Genomic DNA, 15,296 nt, shown 5'->3' with positions numbered 1-15,296 from the left:
CGGTAAGTCAATTTGTGAAATTGCCGGGGAAGACGGTTTATTATGATGCCCAAGGCCAGATGGTGTACGGTGAGCGGCAAATTAATGGCCATTGGTACTACTTTGTATCGCGAAGTGGGCAAATGGTGGTAAATCAATTTGTAAAATTACCGGGGAAGACGGTTTATTATGATGCCCAAGGCCAGATGGTGTACGGTGAGCGGCAAATTAATGGCCATTGGTACTACTTTGTGCCGCAAAGTGGCCAAATGGTAGCTAACCAATTTGTTAAATTGAGTGGGAAGACGGTTTATTATAACTCTCAAGGCCAGATGGTATATGGTGAACAACGGATTGGTGGTTATTGGTATTACTTTATTCCCCGTAGTGGGCAAATGGTAACCAACCAATTTTTTGAATTGCCATATGGCAAGACGGTTTACTATGATACCCAAGGTAGGATGGCTTATGGCAAACAAGTAATTGTTGGCCAAACCTTTTATTTTGATCAAATTAGTGGTGAGCTAAAAAAATAATTTTGTCGGTGCGAAAAGCAGTACCAATCCACTTTTCATCGTGTGATTGGCACTGCTTTTTAATTTGTTAAATCACTTTAAAGGGCGGACGAAGAGGTTAAAAATAATGCTTTTACAGGGTGAAAGTTATTGCAAAATTGTTTATGTTGACAGAACATTGAAGGCGATTTCGTTAAATGTTAAAATTTGACTAACTAAAGAAAGTTTAAGGAGTTAAAGTTATGAAGCAACAATCCGAAGTCAAGCAGCGCTTTAAACTATACAAAAGTGGTAAATTGTGGTTAGTTGCAGGAATTGCAGTAGCCATGTTATTTATTAACGGACCGGTAGCTAGTGCAGCAATGGATCATAATGATTTAGCAACACTGACAGCGGTAGCAGGCCAACAAGTCGAAGCTAACGCACAGTCAACGCCCACTGCCGCTGATGTGAATAAGGATGTAGTCGTGCCACAGCCAGCCGCTCCTAGTGAAGGAGTAACAGTTGATGATAATGCCACGTCAGAATCCGAATCGAATTCTGAAAAGACTGAAGCGACTGATGATAATGAGCAACCACAATCAGCGGGCTATGAAATCCCAAAGTATCAAGGAGAAGGGGCAACGGGATGGCAACAAATGTCAGATGGCCGGGTTGTTTATTTTAATGAACAAGGTCAAATGATTCATGGTGAAGCTAATATTAATAATCAGTGGTATTTCTTTAACCAACAAGGAACCGTGGCTCAAAAATGGGTTACCCTTCCTGATGGCCGGAAGGTTTATTATGACGTTCAGCTTGACGGGGGCAAATTGAACGGGCAAGGAATGTTCCACGGCCTAAATGAAGTTCCGGGTGAAGGAATGTACTTCTTTAACCCCGATTCTGGTGCTTTAGAAACTGGGTTACGACAAGTAGCAGGAAAAACTTATTATTTTGCTCCTAAAATGGTGGTGAATAAGGAAGCCCAAATTGACGGCCATTGGTACTTCTTTGACAAAAATGGTGAAATGGCAACTGGTTTTGTAACCTTACCATCCGGTAAAACGGTTCTTTATAAAGATAATGGTCAAATGGCGTATGGTGAACAATATTACGATGGTCATTGGTATTATCTAGTTCCCCAAAGTGGAGAATTGGTAAAAGAGTGGGTTACCTTACCTGATGGTCGGGTCGTTTACTACGGCTTAAATAAAGATGGAAACACCATTGGGGTTGGAATGTACCACGGTGAACATCAAATTGGTGACCAGGATTATTACTTTAATGACGATTCTGGTGAAAGATTAATTGGTTTTAAAACCATTGCTGGGAAAAAATACTATTTTGCACCTCAAAAATTGCAAAAGACAGAGCAGCAAATTAATGGTCATTGGTACTATTTCAATGAAACTGGTGAAATGACAACCGGGTTTGTAACTTTGCCATCGGGCAAGACTGTCTACTATGATCAAAATGGTCAAATGGTTTATGGTGAAGTTCAAGTTGACGGCCATTGGTATTACTTAGTTCCACAAAGTGGGGAATTGGCCAAGGGATTCCAAACTTTACCGGATAAACGAGTGGTCTACTACGATACTGATCCTAAGACGGGACAGGTTCTAGGGATGGTTTATGGTAAAACTCAAGTGGGGGTGGCAACGTATTACTTTAACCCAGCAAGTGGCGCGATGGAAAAAGGGTTACGTTTTGATAATGCAACAAAGAAACTAAATTACTATGATAATGAAGGTAAATTACAATCAAACACGAAGTTTGCGGGTTATCAAATTGATAAGGATGGCAATTTCGTGTTAACTGATGGTGAGCATCAAATCAAGGGGCAATGGTACTTGGTTAAAGGTGGACAAGTCCTTACTGGCTGGCAGAAATTGTCCGATAATCGCCTGGTTTACTACGATCTAACGACGGCTCAAATGGTTAAAGGCGAACGACAAATCGATGGCTATTGGTACTATTTCAATCCAGCATCTGGTGAAATGGCGACGGGATTAACGAAGTTACCAGATGGCCGGATCGTATACTATGGCAAAGATGGTCATATGAATTATGGTGAACAACAACTAAGTAATAGTTGGGATGATTGGCACTATTTCCGGACTGATAGTGGCGCAATGGTCGTAGGGTGGTTCCTTTTAAAGGGAACTAATAATAATTACCGGACTGTTTATTATGATCAAGCGGGACGGATGGTTCATGGCTTTACAACAATTAACGGGTGGCTGGTTCATTTCGACGAAGCCACTGGCGACTTGACCCGGAGTGGTTATGTATGGGACAAAGCAGGGCACCGTTACCGTGCTCGCCCCGATGGTGGCTTATTGCCAGCATAGTTAAGGCAAGGGCTAGGTTAAGAGACTATGAAAAAGTCTTAAAATTTAAAAGTGCTAGAAGCCACGTTTACTGAAAATGTTGCTTTCTAGCGTTTTTTGTTGCTACTATATTCTAAACTTTGGCCGAAGTGCTAGTTTCTTTCCGACTTCTTTTGAAAATTAGAACGGTTCAGTTGGAAAGTAAAATTCTCGATTTGTAATTTCACCCCAAGTCGACTATATTAGATAAGGATTCTGATTTAATCGCTTTAAATCCAACAAAGTGAGGCATGATTTATGTACAAAAATATCATCGTGACGGGGGGCGCCGGCTTCATCGGCTCTAACTTCGTTCACTACGTCGTCAACAACCACCCGGGCGTCCACGTGACCGTCTTAGATAAGTTGACCTACGCCGGGAACAAGGCCAACCTGGCCGGCTTGCCGGCGGACCGGGTGAAGTTAGTCGTCGGCGACATTTGCGACGTCGACCTGGTTGATTCGCTGGTCAAGGACGCTGACGCAATCGTTCACTACGCGGCAGAAAGCCACAACGATAACTCGCTCCTTGACCCGACGCCCTTTATCCAAACCAATATCGTTGGGACTTCGGTGCTGATCAACGCCGCCCGCAAGTACGACGTCCGCTTCCACCACATTTCGACCGACGAAGTTTACGGTGACTTACCGCTGCGCGAAGACCTGCCGGGCCACGGCGAAGGGCCGGGTGAAAAGTTCACGCCGGATTCCCCTTACCGGCCATCGAGTCCGTACTCGTCTTCTAAGGCCAGCTCGGACTTGCTGGTTCGCGCCTGGGTTCGCTCCTTTGGTCTGCGGGCGACGATTTCGAACTGCTCAAACAACTACGGCCCGTACCAACACATCGAAAAGTTCATCCCGCGCCAAATTACCAATATCTTAAGTGGAATCCGACCAAAACTCTACGGGACCGGGAAGAACGTCCGTGATTGGATCCACACCAACGACCACTCCCGGGCGGTTTGGCAAATCCTGACCAAGGGCAAGATCGGTGAAACCTACCTGATCGGGGCCGACGGCGAAAAGAACAACAAGGACGTCTTGGAATTGATCCTGCAAATGATGGGTCAGCCGGCTGACGCTTACGACCAAGTTAAGGACCGGCCGGGTCACGACCTGCGCTACGCGATCGATGCCACGAAGCTGCGGACTGAACTTGGTTGGGAACCGGAATTCACGGATTTCGAGACCGGGCTCCAGCACACGATCGACTGGTACACTGAGCACCGCGACTGGTGGGAAGCCGAAAAGGCCGCGGTCGAAGCCAAGTACGCGCGGCAGGGGCAATAGTGATATTGAAACGGTGGGAAATTTTTATACCCGGCCGGAAATAGAGATTTTGCACATTATTTACCATGGTGGTAAGGCAAGTGATTAATGACATCCCGGTTTCAGGGGTCACGTGAGAAACAGTTGGCCTGTCAGTAACTAGCATTGATCAAACCAAGTACGAGGTACCTAACCAACACGTCATGGTGGCTAATGACGATACTGTGATGACGGTTAACTTGCCTAGTGGTCCAATCGCCATCCCCCAAGTGGCACTGTTGAAACGGACGCAGACAACTGATTTTGTCACTGGTCAAGTCACTTATGGACCATGGTCAACGGATTAGTGGGCTGCTTGCGATGCGCCGACAGTTGCTGGATATAATGCATCCCCACAGTGGGTCGCAGCAGTTACGGTCACTGACGACACACAAAATCAAACTATTACGATTAACTACCAAGCCATTGTCAAACCAAATAATGTTGCTGAGTAAACTATCCCTGTGCAGCAAGTAACAACGGCTGCTGGTACCCAAGAAACAAATGCTGGGCCGTAGCAAGCAGCGATGCTTTTAGCCGGATTAGCAATTGGCGGTGCACGGTTGGCATTACTCGGAATTCGCAAAAAGCAACGTAACTAACCCCCACAGCAAACGAAAAAGCCTAGCCCACTGGAAATGAAGTGGTGCTAGGCTTTTCTTATGCGCACCCTAGTAGAGTGCAACTTCAGCCCCCTGTGGGGGAAAGTAAAAAAACTTGATCTCCCGTGCCCTTTCTAGTAGGTTCAGCCCCCGGTATGGGGAAAGCGTTTGGGGATCGTGACTGATGGTACCATCCTAAAGGTTCAGCCCCCTATGCGGGGGAAAGCGGTCCATATACGAATGACCCAACACGGAAACCAGGTTCAGCCCCCTGTATGGGGGAAAAGCGACTAAACAATCGCCGGCTAAGCGCATTCTTGATATCTTTTTGGTTAACCTATTTTTATTATACTTGCTTAACCCGTAGAAAACAACGCCGAACGTAAAATGTAGCTTCGTGGTCAAGCTTAGTTATCTACCACATTGATTTCGTAATTACATAAAAGTATAATGTAATTACAATAAATGGAAAGAAGGTAGTAAGATGGCTAGTACAACATCAAAGTTTTTCAAAACCGGGAACTCTTATGGTTTGCGTTTAACGAAGCAAGACAAGGAAATATTGAATGTAGAGCCGGGAGCAGAATTTACTAAAGAAGTATCCCCTGATGGATCAAGCATTATCTTTCGCAAAAAACAAGAAGTAAACCAGGAAACCATGGCAATTATCGATATGTTATACAACAAGAACGCTGGAGCGATGGAAAGACTTAAAGACCAATGAAATACCTCACAGTAAACGAAATAATCCAAATCAATCGACACGCTTTAATCAAAACAGGTCAAACTTATCGCGGAATCCAATATCCAGAAGGACTTGACTTAGTTGTAGAACAGCCACAAATGGTTGTTTTTGGGCATGAATTGTATCCAACGCTTTGGATTAAAGCAGCTTACATTTTGCAAAAAATCACCAAAAAGCATATTTTTGCCGATGGAAATAAACGCACTGCCTTTCTAAGTGCCAGCTTATTCTTATACAAGAATGGTTATTTGCTAAATTTCAATGACGATGAGGTAGTAGCATTAGTTTTAAGTGTTACTTTGGCGGATGATGCGGAAGAGGAAATGGTAAAATTAGCTGAAGTGCTTAAAGAACACGCGCAAGCAAGACCTTAACTGAGGATTGATGGCTAGGGTTTCTATTATGCCATTAGTTTTTGCTTAAGGATGGAAAATAAGCCCTGGATTAAAATCAGTTCATTTTAACCACCCATACCCTTTCGCTCATGGATTGTGATTTACGGCAAGATCAAATTTGGTTGGTAGAAAAAGAATCGCTTTGGTGAAAGTAATCTGGTCAGCCTCTATGATTTTGATGATCCTGAACTAACGGCCGGGCATTAGATGAGTAGCCAACAACAAAAAAGAGGGCTCCGCGGGAACCCTCTTTTTTATGGCATAAAGCCGTAATTTAGCTAAACATCACCGTGCCCTCGGGGGCTTCAAACGGCGCGTCCTTATTAATGTGGTCGTAGAAGAGGATCCCCTTCAAGTGGTCGATTTCGTGTTGGCACACGATCGCCGGGTAGTGCTTCAAGCGGACGGTGTGGTCGTTGCCATCGACGTCGGTGTACTTGAGGGTGATCCGGTCGTGCCGGGGCACGTAGCCCGGCACGTCTTCATCGACGGACAAGCAACCTTCCCCTTCGGTCAGGGCCCCGTATTGGACTGATTCACTGACGATCACCGGGTTGATGATTACGTCCTTAAAGACCGGCTTGCCGCCTTCTTCCTCGGCGGGGACCAAGACGGAGGCCATTTGCTTGGAGACACCGACTTGTGGTGCCGCCAGGCCGACCCCGGCCCGCAGCCCGTACTTTTTGCAGAGTTCTTCGTCTTGGCTGATTTCTAAGTATTCCATTAATTGCCGGGCCAATTCCCGGTCTTCAGCGGACAGCGGAAACTCGACCTTGGCGGCCCGCTTGCGGAGGACTGGATTGCCATCCCGCGTAATATCCTTCATTAAAAACAATTGAATCCCTCCAAAGTGATTGGTAATGGTGGCCCAGGGGCGCACCTTGCTTCTTCAAGTTTATCACAAATTGGCAGGGGACCAAAGATTTCGCTGGTCCGCGGCAAAATTTACCGGGAATTAAGCGTGTGATTAACTCTTGCGCCCGGAAAAATGGTAGAATAATTAGAAATTGCAATTGAGAGGACGTGGCGTCATGGAGCAAAATTATGCATACCCGCTCGACCCCAGCTGGTCGGTGGCCGAAATTGAAACGGTAATGGCCTTTTTGAATACGGTCGAAGCGGCCTACGAAGGGGGCGTGGCCGCGGCCAAGGTCCAAGCGACCTACCAAGCCTTTAAGCAAGTCGTGCCAGCCAAGAGCGAGGAAAAACGGCTCGGCCGCGACTTTGCCCAGGCCAGTGGCTACCAGCTCTACGAGGTGGTCCAAGCGGCGCTGGCCAATCCGCAGGGTCGGGTTGCTTTGACCGCACGGGGGTAGGCAAATGGCAACGTTGGATGCACAATTACAAACCCTGATGTGGGCGGCGAGAGAAAAGACCTTGGCCTTGATGGCCGACCACTACGAAGTTGACGCCAAGACGACCTTCAACGACTTGGTAACGACGGTGGATAAGGAAACCGAGCGCTTCATCACCGCCCGGCTCAAAGAAATTGACCCGACCGCCCAAATCATCAGTGAAGAAGGCTTCGGCGATGAGGTCCACGACCTCAGCGGCCGGGTTTACATCGTCGATCCGGTCGATGGGACCCTGAACTTTGTCAAGCAGCAGACCAACTTTGCGACGATGCTGGCCTGCTACGAAGACGGCCAGCCCAAATTGGGCTACATTATGGACGTGATGAACCAGACCCTTTATCACGGTGGCCCTGGCGTGGGCGTCTTTAAAAACGCCCACCCCCTGACCCCACCGGTCGATCGCGGCCTGCGTGGTTCGCTGGTCGATGTTAATTACGGCCTGCTCTTTACCAATCACCACAACGTCCAGGCGGTGATCAAAAACGCCAGCGGCCTGCGTTTGTATGGCAGTGCGGGGCTGGAGATCATCAACGTCTTAGAAGGGCGCTTAGGCCTGTATTTATCCCGCCTCAAGCCGTGGGATTTGGCCGCTGGCCGGGCCTTGGCTGAGGGCTTGGGATTAGTGGTAAAAGCCATTGACGAAAAAGGACTCGATGTGTTATCATCTAACCTTGTATTAGTAGCGACGAAGCAAGTGGCGGACGATGTTTTCGCCCTTGTCAATTAGCCGGCTTGCTGTGACCATGACGTCACAGTTTTTTTATGAGTTAATACCGATTCGATCGAGAAGAAAGGAAGATTAGACTTGACCTCGCGTGATGATATCCGCAACATTGCGATTATTGCTCACGTTGACCATGGTAAGACGACCTTGGTTAACGAAATGCTGAAGCAATCCGATACCTTGCCAGAACACTTTGACATCCAAGACCGGGCAATGGACACCAACGCCATTGAACGGGAACGGGGGATCACGATCCTCTCCAAGAACACGGCCGTTAAGTACGGCAAGTACCAAATCAACATCTTAGACACCCCAGGCCACGCCGACTTCGGTGGGGAAGTGGAACGGGTGATGAAGATGGTTGACGGGGTGCTGCTGGTCGTCGACGCCTTTGAAGGGACGATGCCGCAAACCCGCTTCGTGCTTAAGAAGGCCTTAGAACAACACCTGGTGCCAATCGTGGTTATTAACAAGGTGGACCGCAAGGGGGCCCGCCCAGAAGAAGTTGTCGACGAAGTGCTCGACCTCTTCATTGAATTAGGGGCGGACGAAGACCAACTCGACTTCCCAGTGATTTACGCTTCGGCCATGAACGGGACGTCCAGTTACGACTCTGACATTGCGACCCAAGAACACACGATGAAGCCACTCTTTGACACGATTGTCAAGACGATTCCGGCCCCAGTCGACAACTCCGACGAACCACTGCAATTCCAAGTGGCGATCCTGGATTACAACGACTTCGTGGGTCGGATCGGGATCGGTCGGGTCGTGCGTGGCCGGATCAAGGTCGGCGACCAAGTAACGTTGATGAAGCTGGACGGTTCGACTAAGAACTTCCGGGTAACTAAGCTGTTCGGGTTCTTCGGGCTTAAGCGTGAAGAAATCGAAGAAGCTCAAGCCGGGGACCTGATTGCCGTTTCCGGGATGGAAGACATCAACGTTGGGGAAACGGTCGCTGACGCCCAACACCCCGAAGCCTTAACGCCACTGCGGATCGATCCACCGACCCTGCAAATGACTTTCCGGACCAACGACTCGCCGTTTGCCGGTCGCGAAGGGCAATTTGTTACTTCCCGGCAATTGGAAGACCGGCTGCGGGCCGAATTGCACACCGACGTTTCCCTGCGGGTCGACGACACGGACGATCCAGGTGCTTGGACCGTTTCCGGCCGGGGGGAACTCCACCTTTCGATCTTGATCGAAACGATGCGGCGTGAAGGTTACGAACTGGCGGTTTCCCGGCCACAAGTTATCTACCGGGAAATCGACGGCGTAGAATGTGAACCATTTGAAGAGGTGCAAGTCGACACGCCGGATGAATACACTGGTTCCGTCATTGACTCCCTGAACAAGCGCAAGGGAGAAATGCAAAACATGGAACAAACCGACAACGGGCAAACCCGCTTGATCTACTTGGTACCATCCCGGGGCCTGATCGGTTATTCGACGGAATTCATGTCCTTGACCCGTGGGTACGGGATCATGAACCACACCTTTGAAAAGTACGCCCCAGTGATCAAGAACTGGAACCCAGGCCGTCAAAAGGGAACCTTGGTATCCATGAACGCCGGCAAGGCAACGACCTACGCTATGATGGGGATTGAATCCCGTGGGACCCTCTTGATCGATCCAGGGACGGAAGTCTACGAAGGGATGATCGTCGGGGAAAACAGCCGGGAAAACGACATCACGGTTAACATTACCAAGGGGAAGAACCTGACCAACGTCCGGGCCGCCGGGTCTGACGAAATGGCCCGGATCAAGACGCCAACTCACTTGTCCTTGGAAGAATCCCTGGAATTCTTAAACGACGACGAATACTGTGAAATCACGCCGGAAAACGTGCGCTTGCGCAAGCAAATCTTGAACACCAACGCACGGGAAAAGGCAGCTAAGCGCAAGAAGCAAGCGCAAAGCAAGTAAGCCAGGCGGATTAAGAGGAACGGAGGCGGCCCCTTCGCTCCTCTTTTTTTGCATGGTGAAAAATTCCGTGACAATGCGCCGTTTCGCGGTATAATTTTGGCAACACGTGCCCGAGAAGGGGGTTTTTATGCGAAGATTAAAGGAAAAAATGCGCCAGCTCGACCCGTGGCTGCTGGGACCCTACCTGATTTTGTGTGCGATCGGGATTGTGATGGTCTACTCGGCCAGCGCTGCCATTCGGATGCAGACCGGGGGCTCGCCGACGGCCTATTTGCTCAAGCAAACGATCTACGTGCTGTTGGGGGTCAGTGGGGCGCTCTTGATTGCCAATATGAATTTGAACGTCTTTCGCGACGCGCGGCTCCTGGGTTACTCGGCCCTGGGCCTGTTAGGGAGTTTGATATTTGTGAAGGGCTTTGGGGCGGCCGTTAATGGGGCCCAGGGGTGGATCAACCTGGGGATCATCAGCATCCAGCCGGCCGAAGTGGTCAAGTTTTACCTGGTCATTTACCTGGCCAACCACTTTGCCAATTACGATGAACACCCAGAGGCCAGTCACCAGCACATGTACACGCGCCCGGCGCTCCTAACGGGGACTTTGCTGTTCTTGATTGTGATTCAGCCCGATACCGGGGGGATGGCGATCAATGCCGCGATTGCCTTTGTGATCTTTTTGGCCGGTGCAACGGCCTGGAAAATCGGCTCGCTGATTTTATCATCGGCCCTGGCGGTCATAATGATCGGCCTGCCCCTGGCGTCAAATTGGGTTATTGACCACTGGTCTGGCAGCTATAAGGCCGCCCGCTTTGTTGCCTACATGAATCCCTTTGGGACCAAGAATGGGGCCGGGGCCCAGCTGGTCAATTCCTACTACGCGATCAGCAACGGTGGGCTGACCGGGGCTGGGCTGGGCAATAGTATTCAAAAGATGGGTTATCTGCCCGAACCCAACACCGACTTTATCCTGGCGGTGATTGCCGAAGAACTCGGCTTTGTGGCTGTCGCTTTGATTTTAGTCTTGCTGGCGATCTTAGTCTGCCGGATTATTATTTTAGGAGCGCGGACCAATGAGATGTACGAAGGCTTGCTCTGCTACGGGGTGGCGACCTTTTTAGCGGTCGAAACCGCCTTTAACGTCGGTGGGGTCTCCGGGCTCTTGCCGATTACCGGGGTGACCTTGCCCTTTATTTCCTACGGGGGGTCCAGTATGCTGGTCTTAAGCGCCTCGATCGGCCTGATTTTAAATGTCAGTCGTCGCCAAAAGGAGCGGGCGGCCCTGGCAAAATTGGAAGGGGAGATGGCCCATGTTTGAATTGACTGAGCGCCAAGGGCTCGTCGTCTACATCACTAGCCGCCGCGTGGTCCGGGTCCTGCGCCATTATGGCCGGATCCAATACGTGTCCAAACACTTTCACTACGTCATGATGTACGTGAATCATGCCCAAGTGGCCAAGGTACTGCCAGAAATCAAACAGTTGCGCAACGTCAAACGGGTGGAACTGTCGCCCTGGCAAACGCTGGATCCTGACGTGGTGGATCTGAAATCGACCGGCCTGTATAAATCACAAGATGAGGATGAATAAACGATGCGAGTAGTTGCAGGAGAATTTCGCGGCCGTAAGTTAAGTGCGGTCCCGGGGATGGCGACCCGTCCGACCACGGACAAGGTCAAAGAGTCCCTGTTTAATATCATCGGCCCCTACTTTGATGGCGGGGTCAGCTTAGATCTGTTTGCCGGTAGTGGCGGTCTCAGTATTGAAGGGGTCAGCCGTGGGATCGACCGGGCGGTCTTGATTGACCGCCAGTACGCGGCGATCAAGACGATCCAAAAAAATATCGCCGCGACCAAGCACCCGGAAAAATTTGACGTGTTTAAGCAGGATGCGGAAAAGGCACTGAAGCTGTTAGCCGCCCACGACGAGCATTTTGACCTGGTCTACCTCGATCCGCCCTACGCCAAGCAAAAAATTGTCGCCAACCTGACGACGATGGTGGCCTTAGACCTGCTTAATCCGGGGGCGGTAATTGTGGCGGAAACCAATCAGGAAGCCAATTTGCCAGCGGATTTGCCGGGCTTTGAACTGGTGCGGCGCCACGATTACGGGATTACGGTGCTGACGATTTATCATTTTAACGGGAAAGAAGGATAAACATGAAAGTAGCAATTTTTCCGGGGACCTTTGATCCCCTAACCTTGGGCCACCTCGATTTGATCAAGCGGGGGAGTGTCTTATTTGACCAGTTAGCGGTCGCGGTCATGACCAATACCGCCAAGGAACCGCTCTTTACCGTCGAAGAGCGGGTGGAACAAGTCAAGCGGGCCACCAGTGGCTTTGACAACGTGACGGTGATTACCACCCAGGGCTTGACGGTGGATTTAATGAACAAAATTGGGGCGGACTACCTCTTGCGGGGGTTGCGCAATACCAATGACTTCCAGTACGAACGCGATATTGCGGCGATGAACCAATTCTTGGATGATCAAGTTGAAACGGTCTTCTTGTTGGCCGACCCGAAGTACCAACACCTCTCCTCGAGCCTGCTCAAGGAAGTGGCCCGCTTTGACGGCGACATCGATGCCCTCTTGCCGTCCAATATTTCGGCGGACCTGGCCAAGCGGATGCACGAACGCGAAGAGGCCCGGATCAGCGCCCGCAACCAGGGGCAAGCCACGGAGGAAAAGTAAATGAACACGAAACAAGATAAGCGGATTCTCCGCCGGATCTTGGGGGGCCTGCTTGCCATTTTATTTGTGGCCTGGGCCCTTTTTTGGCCTTTAAACAGCTACATTGAGAGTCCCGGCACCGCCGACGACCTCAAGTCCTACGTTAAGGTCAAAGATCACCCCGATCGGGGCAAGGGGAGTTTTATGATTACCTCGGTCTACTTGCAGCAGGCCCGGCCGGCGACTTGGGTCTGGGCCAAATTGACCCCGCACACGACGATTGAATCAGCCGCGGCGGTCACGGGCGGCCAGTCGAGTCGGACCTACAATAAAGTGCAGGACTTCTACATGCAAAGCGCGATCAATGAAGCGATCGCGGTGGCCTTTAAGGCGGCCCACCAGGAATACCATAAGGAGTACCTGGGCATTTACGTCCTGTCGGTACAAAAGAATTCGCGCTTCAAGCACCAAATCAAGGTTGGCGATACGATCACGGCGGTCAACGGCCATCATTTTGACAACGCGGCCGGCTACCAGCAATACATCGCCCACCGCCCGGTCGGCAGCCGCCTGACGGTTACCTACCTGCATAACGGTCGCACCAAGCAGGCGACCCAAAAGTTGGTCAAAATCGCGACCGGCAAGCCCGGGATCGGGATTATCCTGACTGACAACGTCAAGGTCACGACCAAGATCAAGACTAAGATTGATCCTGGTCAGATCGGGGGTCCATCGGGCGGGCTGATGTTTGCCCTGCAAGTATACGAGCAACTGACCCAACAGGACCTGCGTCACGGCCGCAAGATCGCCGGGACCGGGACGATCAATGCCAAGGGTCAGGTCGGTGAAATCGGCGGGATCGACAAAAAGGTGATTGCCGCCCACAAGGCAGGGGCAACGGTCTTCTTTGCGCCCTACGTCAAGCCGACCAAGGTGGTCTTAAAATACGAAGAAGGCCACCAAACCAACTACCAGTTGGCGAAGACAACGGCGCAAAAATACGCGCCGAAGATGAAGGTCGTACCAGTTAAAACGTTCAATGACGCGGTTAAGTACTTACAAACTCATCGCTAACAAGGAGGGGGACCCAATGCGGTTAATGTTGACGACTAACATCCTTGACCCGCAACGCTACGAACGGCAGGAGTTGCTCACGGTCGTTGTCGAACGGGACTTGACGCTGACAAAATTAGACGCCCAAGTCTATGAGGAACTGTACGAAACTGCCAAGGACAAATTGAGCTCCCGCGCCCAGATTGAATTGGCCGACGGGGTCATGGGCTTGCAGTTCACCCCGCAGATCGTGTACCAAAACGGGCAGGCCAGCCAGATCTTGCTCCACGCGACCGGGATGCTGTTCAAGGACACGGCGCCATATTAAGTTTTGTGCACCATGGTGAAAACACCGTGGTGCTTTTTCTTTTGGGGGAGGGCAGAAAAAAATCCCCCTAATTCCAAATTAAAAAGTTAAAAATCGGCCGCTTTGACGTATATATAAGATAAGGGGGTGAAAAATATGGAACAACTCTTAACCCAGCTCAAGGAAAGCTGGGAGATGCATAAAACAGCCTGGTTGATTGGCTTGGCCCTCGTCCTTGGTGGGGGTGGCTATTGGTACCACCAGACGACGAGTGCGCCACCGGTGTTGCCGCAGCGTCAGTCGGCCCCGGTCAAATCCGCGCCGGGATCAGCGGCGCCGGCGAATACCGGCAAGGTGGTCGTGGACGTCAAAGGGGCGGTCAACCACCCGGGGGTCTACACCCTGGCCAAGAGCCAACGGGTCCAAGAGGCGATCAAAGCCGCCGGGGGTCAGACGCCGGCGGCTGACATGCGCCAGGTCAATTTAGCCAAGCAATTGGTCGACCAACAAGTCGTCTACGTCCCGAGCCAAGGTGAACAGGTCGCAACCCCGCTCGATTCGGCGGGGGCTAGCGGGGGAACGGCCGCTGATCAGGAAAAGATCAACCTGAACCAGGCCACGAAGGAAGATTTAATGAAAATCAGCGGGATCGGTGACAAAAAGGCCGATAAAATCCTGGCCTACCGCCAAAGCCACGGCCAGTTCAAAACGATTGAGGAACTGCAAAACGTAGATGGCTTTGGTGAAAAGACCGTCGCAAAATTAAAGGACCAACTTGCGGTTTAACCTGGTGTGACCCCAAAACTTTGCTATACTGGTACTATTGATGTTTACTCAAGCCAGTTAAAGGGGGGAGAACGATGAAGAAACGAATTGATTGGGATCAGTATTTTATGATCCAAGCGGCCCTGCTGGCGTCGCGCTCGACGTGCAAGCGCCTCTCCGTCGGGGCGGTGCTGGTCCGCGATAAGCGGATTATCGGCAGCGGCTATAATGGGTCGGTGGCCGGCGACGTGCACTGCATCGATGAAGATTGCTGCTTGCGCGATGGTCACTGTGTCCGCACGATTCATGCGGAAATGAACGCCCTCTTACAATGTGCCCGTTTTGGGACCTCAACGGATGGCGCGAGCGTGTACGTGACCGATTTTCCGTGCCTGCAATGTACCAAGAGTCTGCTGCAGGCCGGCATTACCCAGATCAATTACCTGCGCAATTACCACAATGATGACTACGCGATGCGCTTGATTACCTTAAAAGGGGTCAAACTTCACCAGATTAAACTTGATGCCAATATCCTGGATGAGGTCAATTTAGACCAATACATCCACTTAAAGGACTAAGCGTACGCTTCAAATTGGCAGTTTCTTT

General features: G+C 50.5%; 17 protein-coding genes and 1 pseudogene. 17 read left to right on the top strand and 1 reads right to left on the bottom strand.

Annotated elements, in window-relative coordinates; genetic code table 11:
* From BN54_RS04190 to BN54_RS04170, 6 genes and pseudogenes are all read left to right on the top strand, one after another.
* On the top strand, positions 1 to 515 hold a 515-nt coding region (locus tag BN54_RS04190; protein ID WP_019205901.1), incomplete at its 5' end, for an N-acetylmuramoyl-L-alanine amidase family protein.
* Positions 516 to 736: 221 nt separating this feature from the next.
* The gene (locus tag BN54_RS04185) at positions 737 to 2,827 is read left to right on the top strand and encodes a KxYKxGKxW signal peptide domain-containing protein (RefSeq protein ID WP_019205900.1); all 2,091 of its coding nucleotides are present in this window, start codon (positions 737 to 739) and stop codon (positions 2,825 to 2,827) included.
* Between the two features lie 276 nt (positions 2,828 to 3,103).
* A complete protein-coding gene (gene rfbB / locus BN54_RS04180) occupies positions 3,104 to 4,135 on the top strand; it encodes a dTDP-glucose 4,6-dehydratase (RefSeq protein ID WP_019205899.1) in 1,032 nt (343 codons plus the stop codon).
* Between the two features lie 338 nt (positions 4,136 to 4,473).
* Positions 4,474 to 4,608, top strand: a pseudogene (locus tag BN54_RS10650) (mucin-binding protein); the annotation flags it as partial.
* A gap of 631 nt (positions 4,609 to 5,239) precedes the next feature.
* Positions 5,240 to 5,479: an AbrB/MazE/SpoVT family DNA-binding domain-containing protein gene (locus tag BN54_RS04175; protein ID WP_019205898.1), complete on the top strand. Its 240-nt coding sequence runs from the start codon at positions 5,240 to 5,242 to the stop codon at positions 5,477 to 5,479.
* Positions 5,476 to 5,874: a type II toxin-antitoxin system death-on-curing family toxin gene (locus BN54_RS04170; RefSeq protein WP_040469724.1), complete on the top strand. Its 399-nt coding sequence runs from the start codon at positions 5,476 to 5,478 to the stop codon at positions 5,872 to 5,874. Before BN54_RS04175 ends, BN54_RS04170 begins: the two co-directional genes overlap by 4 nt.
* A 295-nt stretch (positions 5,875 to 6,169) precedes the next feature.
* Here BN54_RS04170 and def read toward each other — a convergent pair whose 3' ends face one another.
* Positions 6,170 to 6,730, bottom strand: coding sequence for a peptide deformylase (gene def / locus BN54_RS04165; RefSeq protein ID WP_040469922.1), 561 nt, complete (start codon positions 6,728 to 6,730; stop codon positions 6,170 to 6,172).
* Between the two features lie 196 nt (positions 6,731 to 6,926).
* On the opposite strand from def, the gene BN54_RS04160 reads away from it, so the two are divergent.
* The 11 genes from BN54_RS04160 (at position 6,927) to BN54_RS04110 (ending at position 15,268) form a co-directional block, all read left to right on the top strand.
* On the top strand, positions 6,927 to 7,211 hold the full coding sequence (locus tag BN54_RS04160) for a UPF0223 family protein (protein ID WP_019205895.1): 285 nt from the start codon (positions 6,927 to 6,929) through the stop codon (positions 7,209 to 7,211).
* 4 nt (positions 7,212 to 7,215) lie between these two features.
* Positions 7,216 to 7,977 (top strand): inositol monophosphatase family protein, encoded by a 762-nt coding sequence (locus BN54_RS04155; protein ID WP_019205894.1) that lies wholly within the window; start codon positions 7,216 to 7,218, stop codon positions 7,975 to 7,977.
* Positions 7,978 to 8,055: 78 nt separating this feature from the next.
* Complete coding sequence (gene typA / locus BN54_RS04150; RefSeq protein ID WP_019205893.1) at positions 8,056 to 9,900, top strand: translational GTPase TypA; 1,845 nt, start codon at positions 8,056 to 8,058, stop codon at positions 9,898 to 9,900.
* Positions 9,901 to 10,027: 127 nt separating this feature from the next.
* Positions 10,028 to 11,212 (top strand): FtsW/RodA/SpoVE family cell cycle protein, encoded by a 1,185-nt coding sequence (locus BN54_RS04145; protein ID WP_235720473.1) that lies wholly within the window; start codon positions 10,028 to 10,030, stop codon positions 11,210 to 11,212.
* Positions 11,205 to 11,483 (top strand): DUF2129 domain-containing protein, encoded by a 279-nt coding sequence (locus BN54_RS04140; RefSeq protein ID WP_019205891.1) that lies wholly within the window; start codon positions 11,205 to 11,207, stop codon positions 11,481 to 11,483. Before BN54_RS04145 ends, BN54_RS04140 begins: the two co-directional genes overlap by 8 nt.
* A 3-nt stretch (positions 11,484 to 11,486) precedes the next feature.
* The gene (gene rsmD / locus BN54_RS04135) at positions 11,487 to 12,050 is read left to right on the top strand and encodes a 16S rRNA (guanine(966)-N(2))-methyltransferase RsmD (protein ID WP_019205890.1); all 564 of its coding nucleotides are present in this window, start codon (positions 11,487 to 11,489) and stop codon (positions 12,048 to 12,050) included.
* 2 nt (positions 12,051 to 12,052) lie between these two features.
* Positions 12,053 to 12,586 carry a pantetheine-phosphate adenylyltransferase gene (gene coaD, locus BN54_RS04130; protein ID WP_019205889.1) on the top strand — a complete coding sequence of 178 codons (534 nt, stop codon included), beginning with the start codon at positions 12,053 to 12,055 and terminating at the stop codon, positions 12,584 to 12,586.
* Positions 12,587 to 13,639, top strand: a complete 1,053-nt coding sequence (locus tag BN54_RS04125; RefSeq protein ID WP_019205888.1) for a SepM family pheromone-processing serine protease — start codon at positions 12,587 to 12,589, stop codon at positions 13,637 to 13,639.
* Between the two features lie 16 nt (positions 13,640 to 13,655).
* A complete protein-coding gene (locus tag BN54_RS04120; RefSeq protein WP_019205887.1) occupies positions 13,656 to 13,946 on the top strand; it encodes a hypothetical protein in 291 nt (96 codons plus the stop codon).
* A gap of 135 nt (positions 13,947 to 14,081) precedes the next feature.
* Positions 14,082 to 14,711 carry a helix-hairpin-helix domain-containing protein gene (locus BN54_RS04115; RefSeq protein WP_019205886.1) on the top strand — a complete coding sequence of 210 codons (630 nt, stop codon included), beginning with the start codon at positions 14,082 to 14,084 and terminating at the stop codon, positions 14,709 to 14,711.
* A gap of 74 nt (positions 14,712 to 14,785) precedes the next feature.
* On the top strand, positions 14,786 to 15,268 hold the full coding sequence (locus BN54_RS04110; protein ID WP_019205885.1) for a ComE operon protein 2: 483 nt from the start codon (positions 14,786 to 14,788) through the stop codon (positions 15,266 to 15,268).
* The last annotated feature ends 28 nt before the right edge of the window (positions 15,269 to 15,296 follow it).

This window comes from Limosilactobacillus ingluviei str. Autruche 4 (assembly GCF_000312405.1).
Taxonomy (GTDB): Bacteria; Bacillota; Bacilli; order Lactobacillales; family Lactobacillaceae; genus Limosilactobacillus; species Limosilactobacillus ingluviei.
This window is presented reverse-complemented; position numbering and strand designations above follow the sequence as displayed.

Bases quoted from the DNA above. Each gene is read 5' to 3' on its own strand.
- BN54_RS04185 (WP_019205900.1), top strand. From the start codon at position 737: ATGAAGCAACAATCCGAAGTCAAGCAGCGCTTTAAACTATACAAAAGT.
- BN54_RS04155 (WP_019205894.1), top strand. From the start codon at position 7,216: ATGGCAACGTTGGATGCACAATTACAAACCCTGATGTGGGCGGCGAGA.
- BN54_RS04140 (WP_019205891.1), top strand. From the start codon at position 11,205: ATGTTTGAATTGACTGAGCGCCAAGGGCTCGTCGTCTACATCACTAGC.
- BN54_RS04115 (WP_019205886.1), top strand. From the start codon at position 14,082: ATGGAACAACTCTTAACCCAGCTCAAGGAAAGCTGGGAGATGCATAAA.
- BN54_RS04125 (WP_019205888.1), top strand. From the start codon at position 12,587: ATGAACACGAAACAAGATAAGCGGATTCTCCGCCGGATCTTGGGGGGC.
- coaD (WP_019205889.1), top strand. From the start codon at position 12,053: ATGAAAGTAGCAATTTTTCCGGGGACCTTTGATCCCCTAACCTTGGGC.
- BN54_RS04120 (WP_019205887.1), top strand. From the start codon at position 13,656: ATGCGGTTAATGTTGACGACTAACATCCTTGACCCGCAACGCTACGAA.
- rfbB (WP_019205899.1), top strand. From the start codon at position 3,104: ATGTACAAAAATATCATCGTGACGGGGGGCGCCGGCTTCATCGGCTCT.
- BN54_RS04175 (WP_019205898.1), top strand. From the start codon at position 5,240: ATGGCTAGTACAACATCAAAGTTTTTCAAAACCGGGAACTCTTATGGT.
- BN54_RS04145 (WP_235720473.1), top strand. From the start codon at position 10,028: ATGCGAAGATTAAAGGAAAAAATGCGCCAGCTCGACCCGTGGCTGCTG.
- BN54_RS04170 (WP_040469724.1), top strand. From the start codon at position 5,476: ATGAAATACCTCACAGTAAACGAAATAATCCAAATCAATCGACACGCT.
- BN54_RS04160 (WP_019205895.1), top strand. From the start codon at position 6,927: ATGGAGCAAAATTATGCATACCCGCTCGACCCCAGCTGGTCGGTGGCC.
- rsmD (WP_019205890.1), top strand. From the start codon at position 11,487: ATGCGAGTAGTTGCAGGAGAATTTCGCGGCCGTAAGTTAAGTGCGGTC.
- BN54_RS04110 (WP_019205885.1), top strand. From the start codon at position 14,786: ATGAAGAAACGAATTGATTGGGATCAGTATTTTATGATCCAAGCGGCC.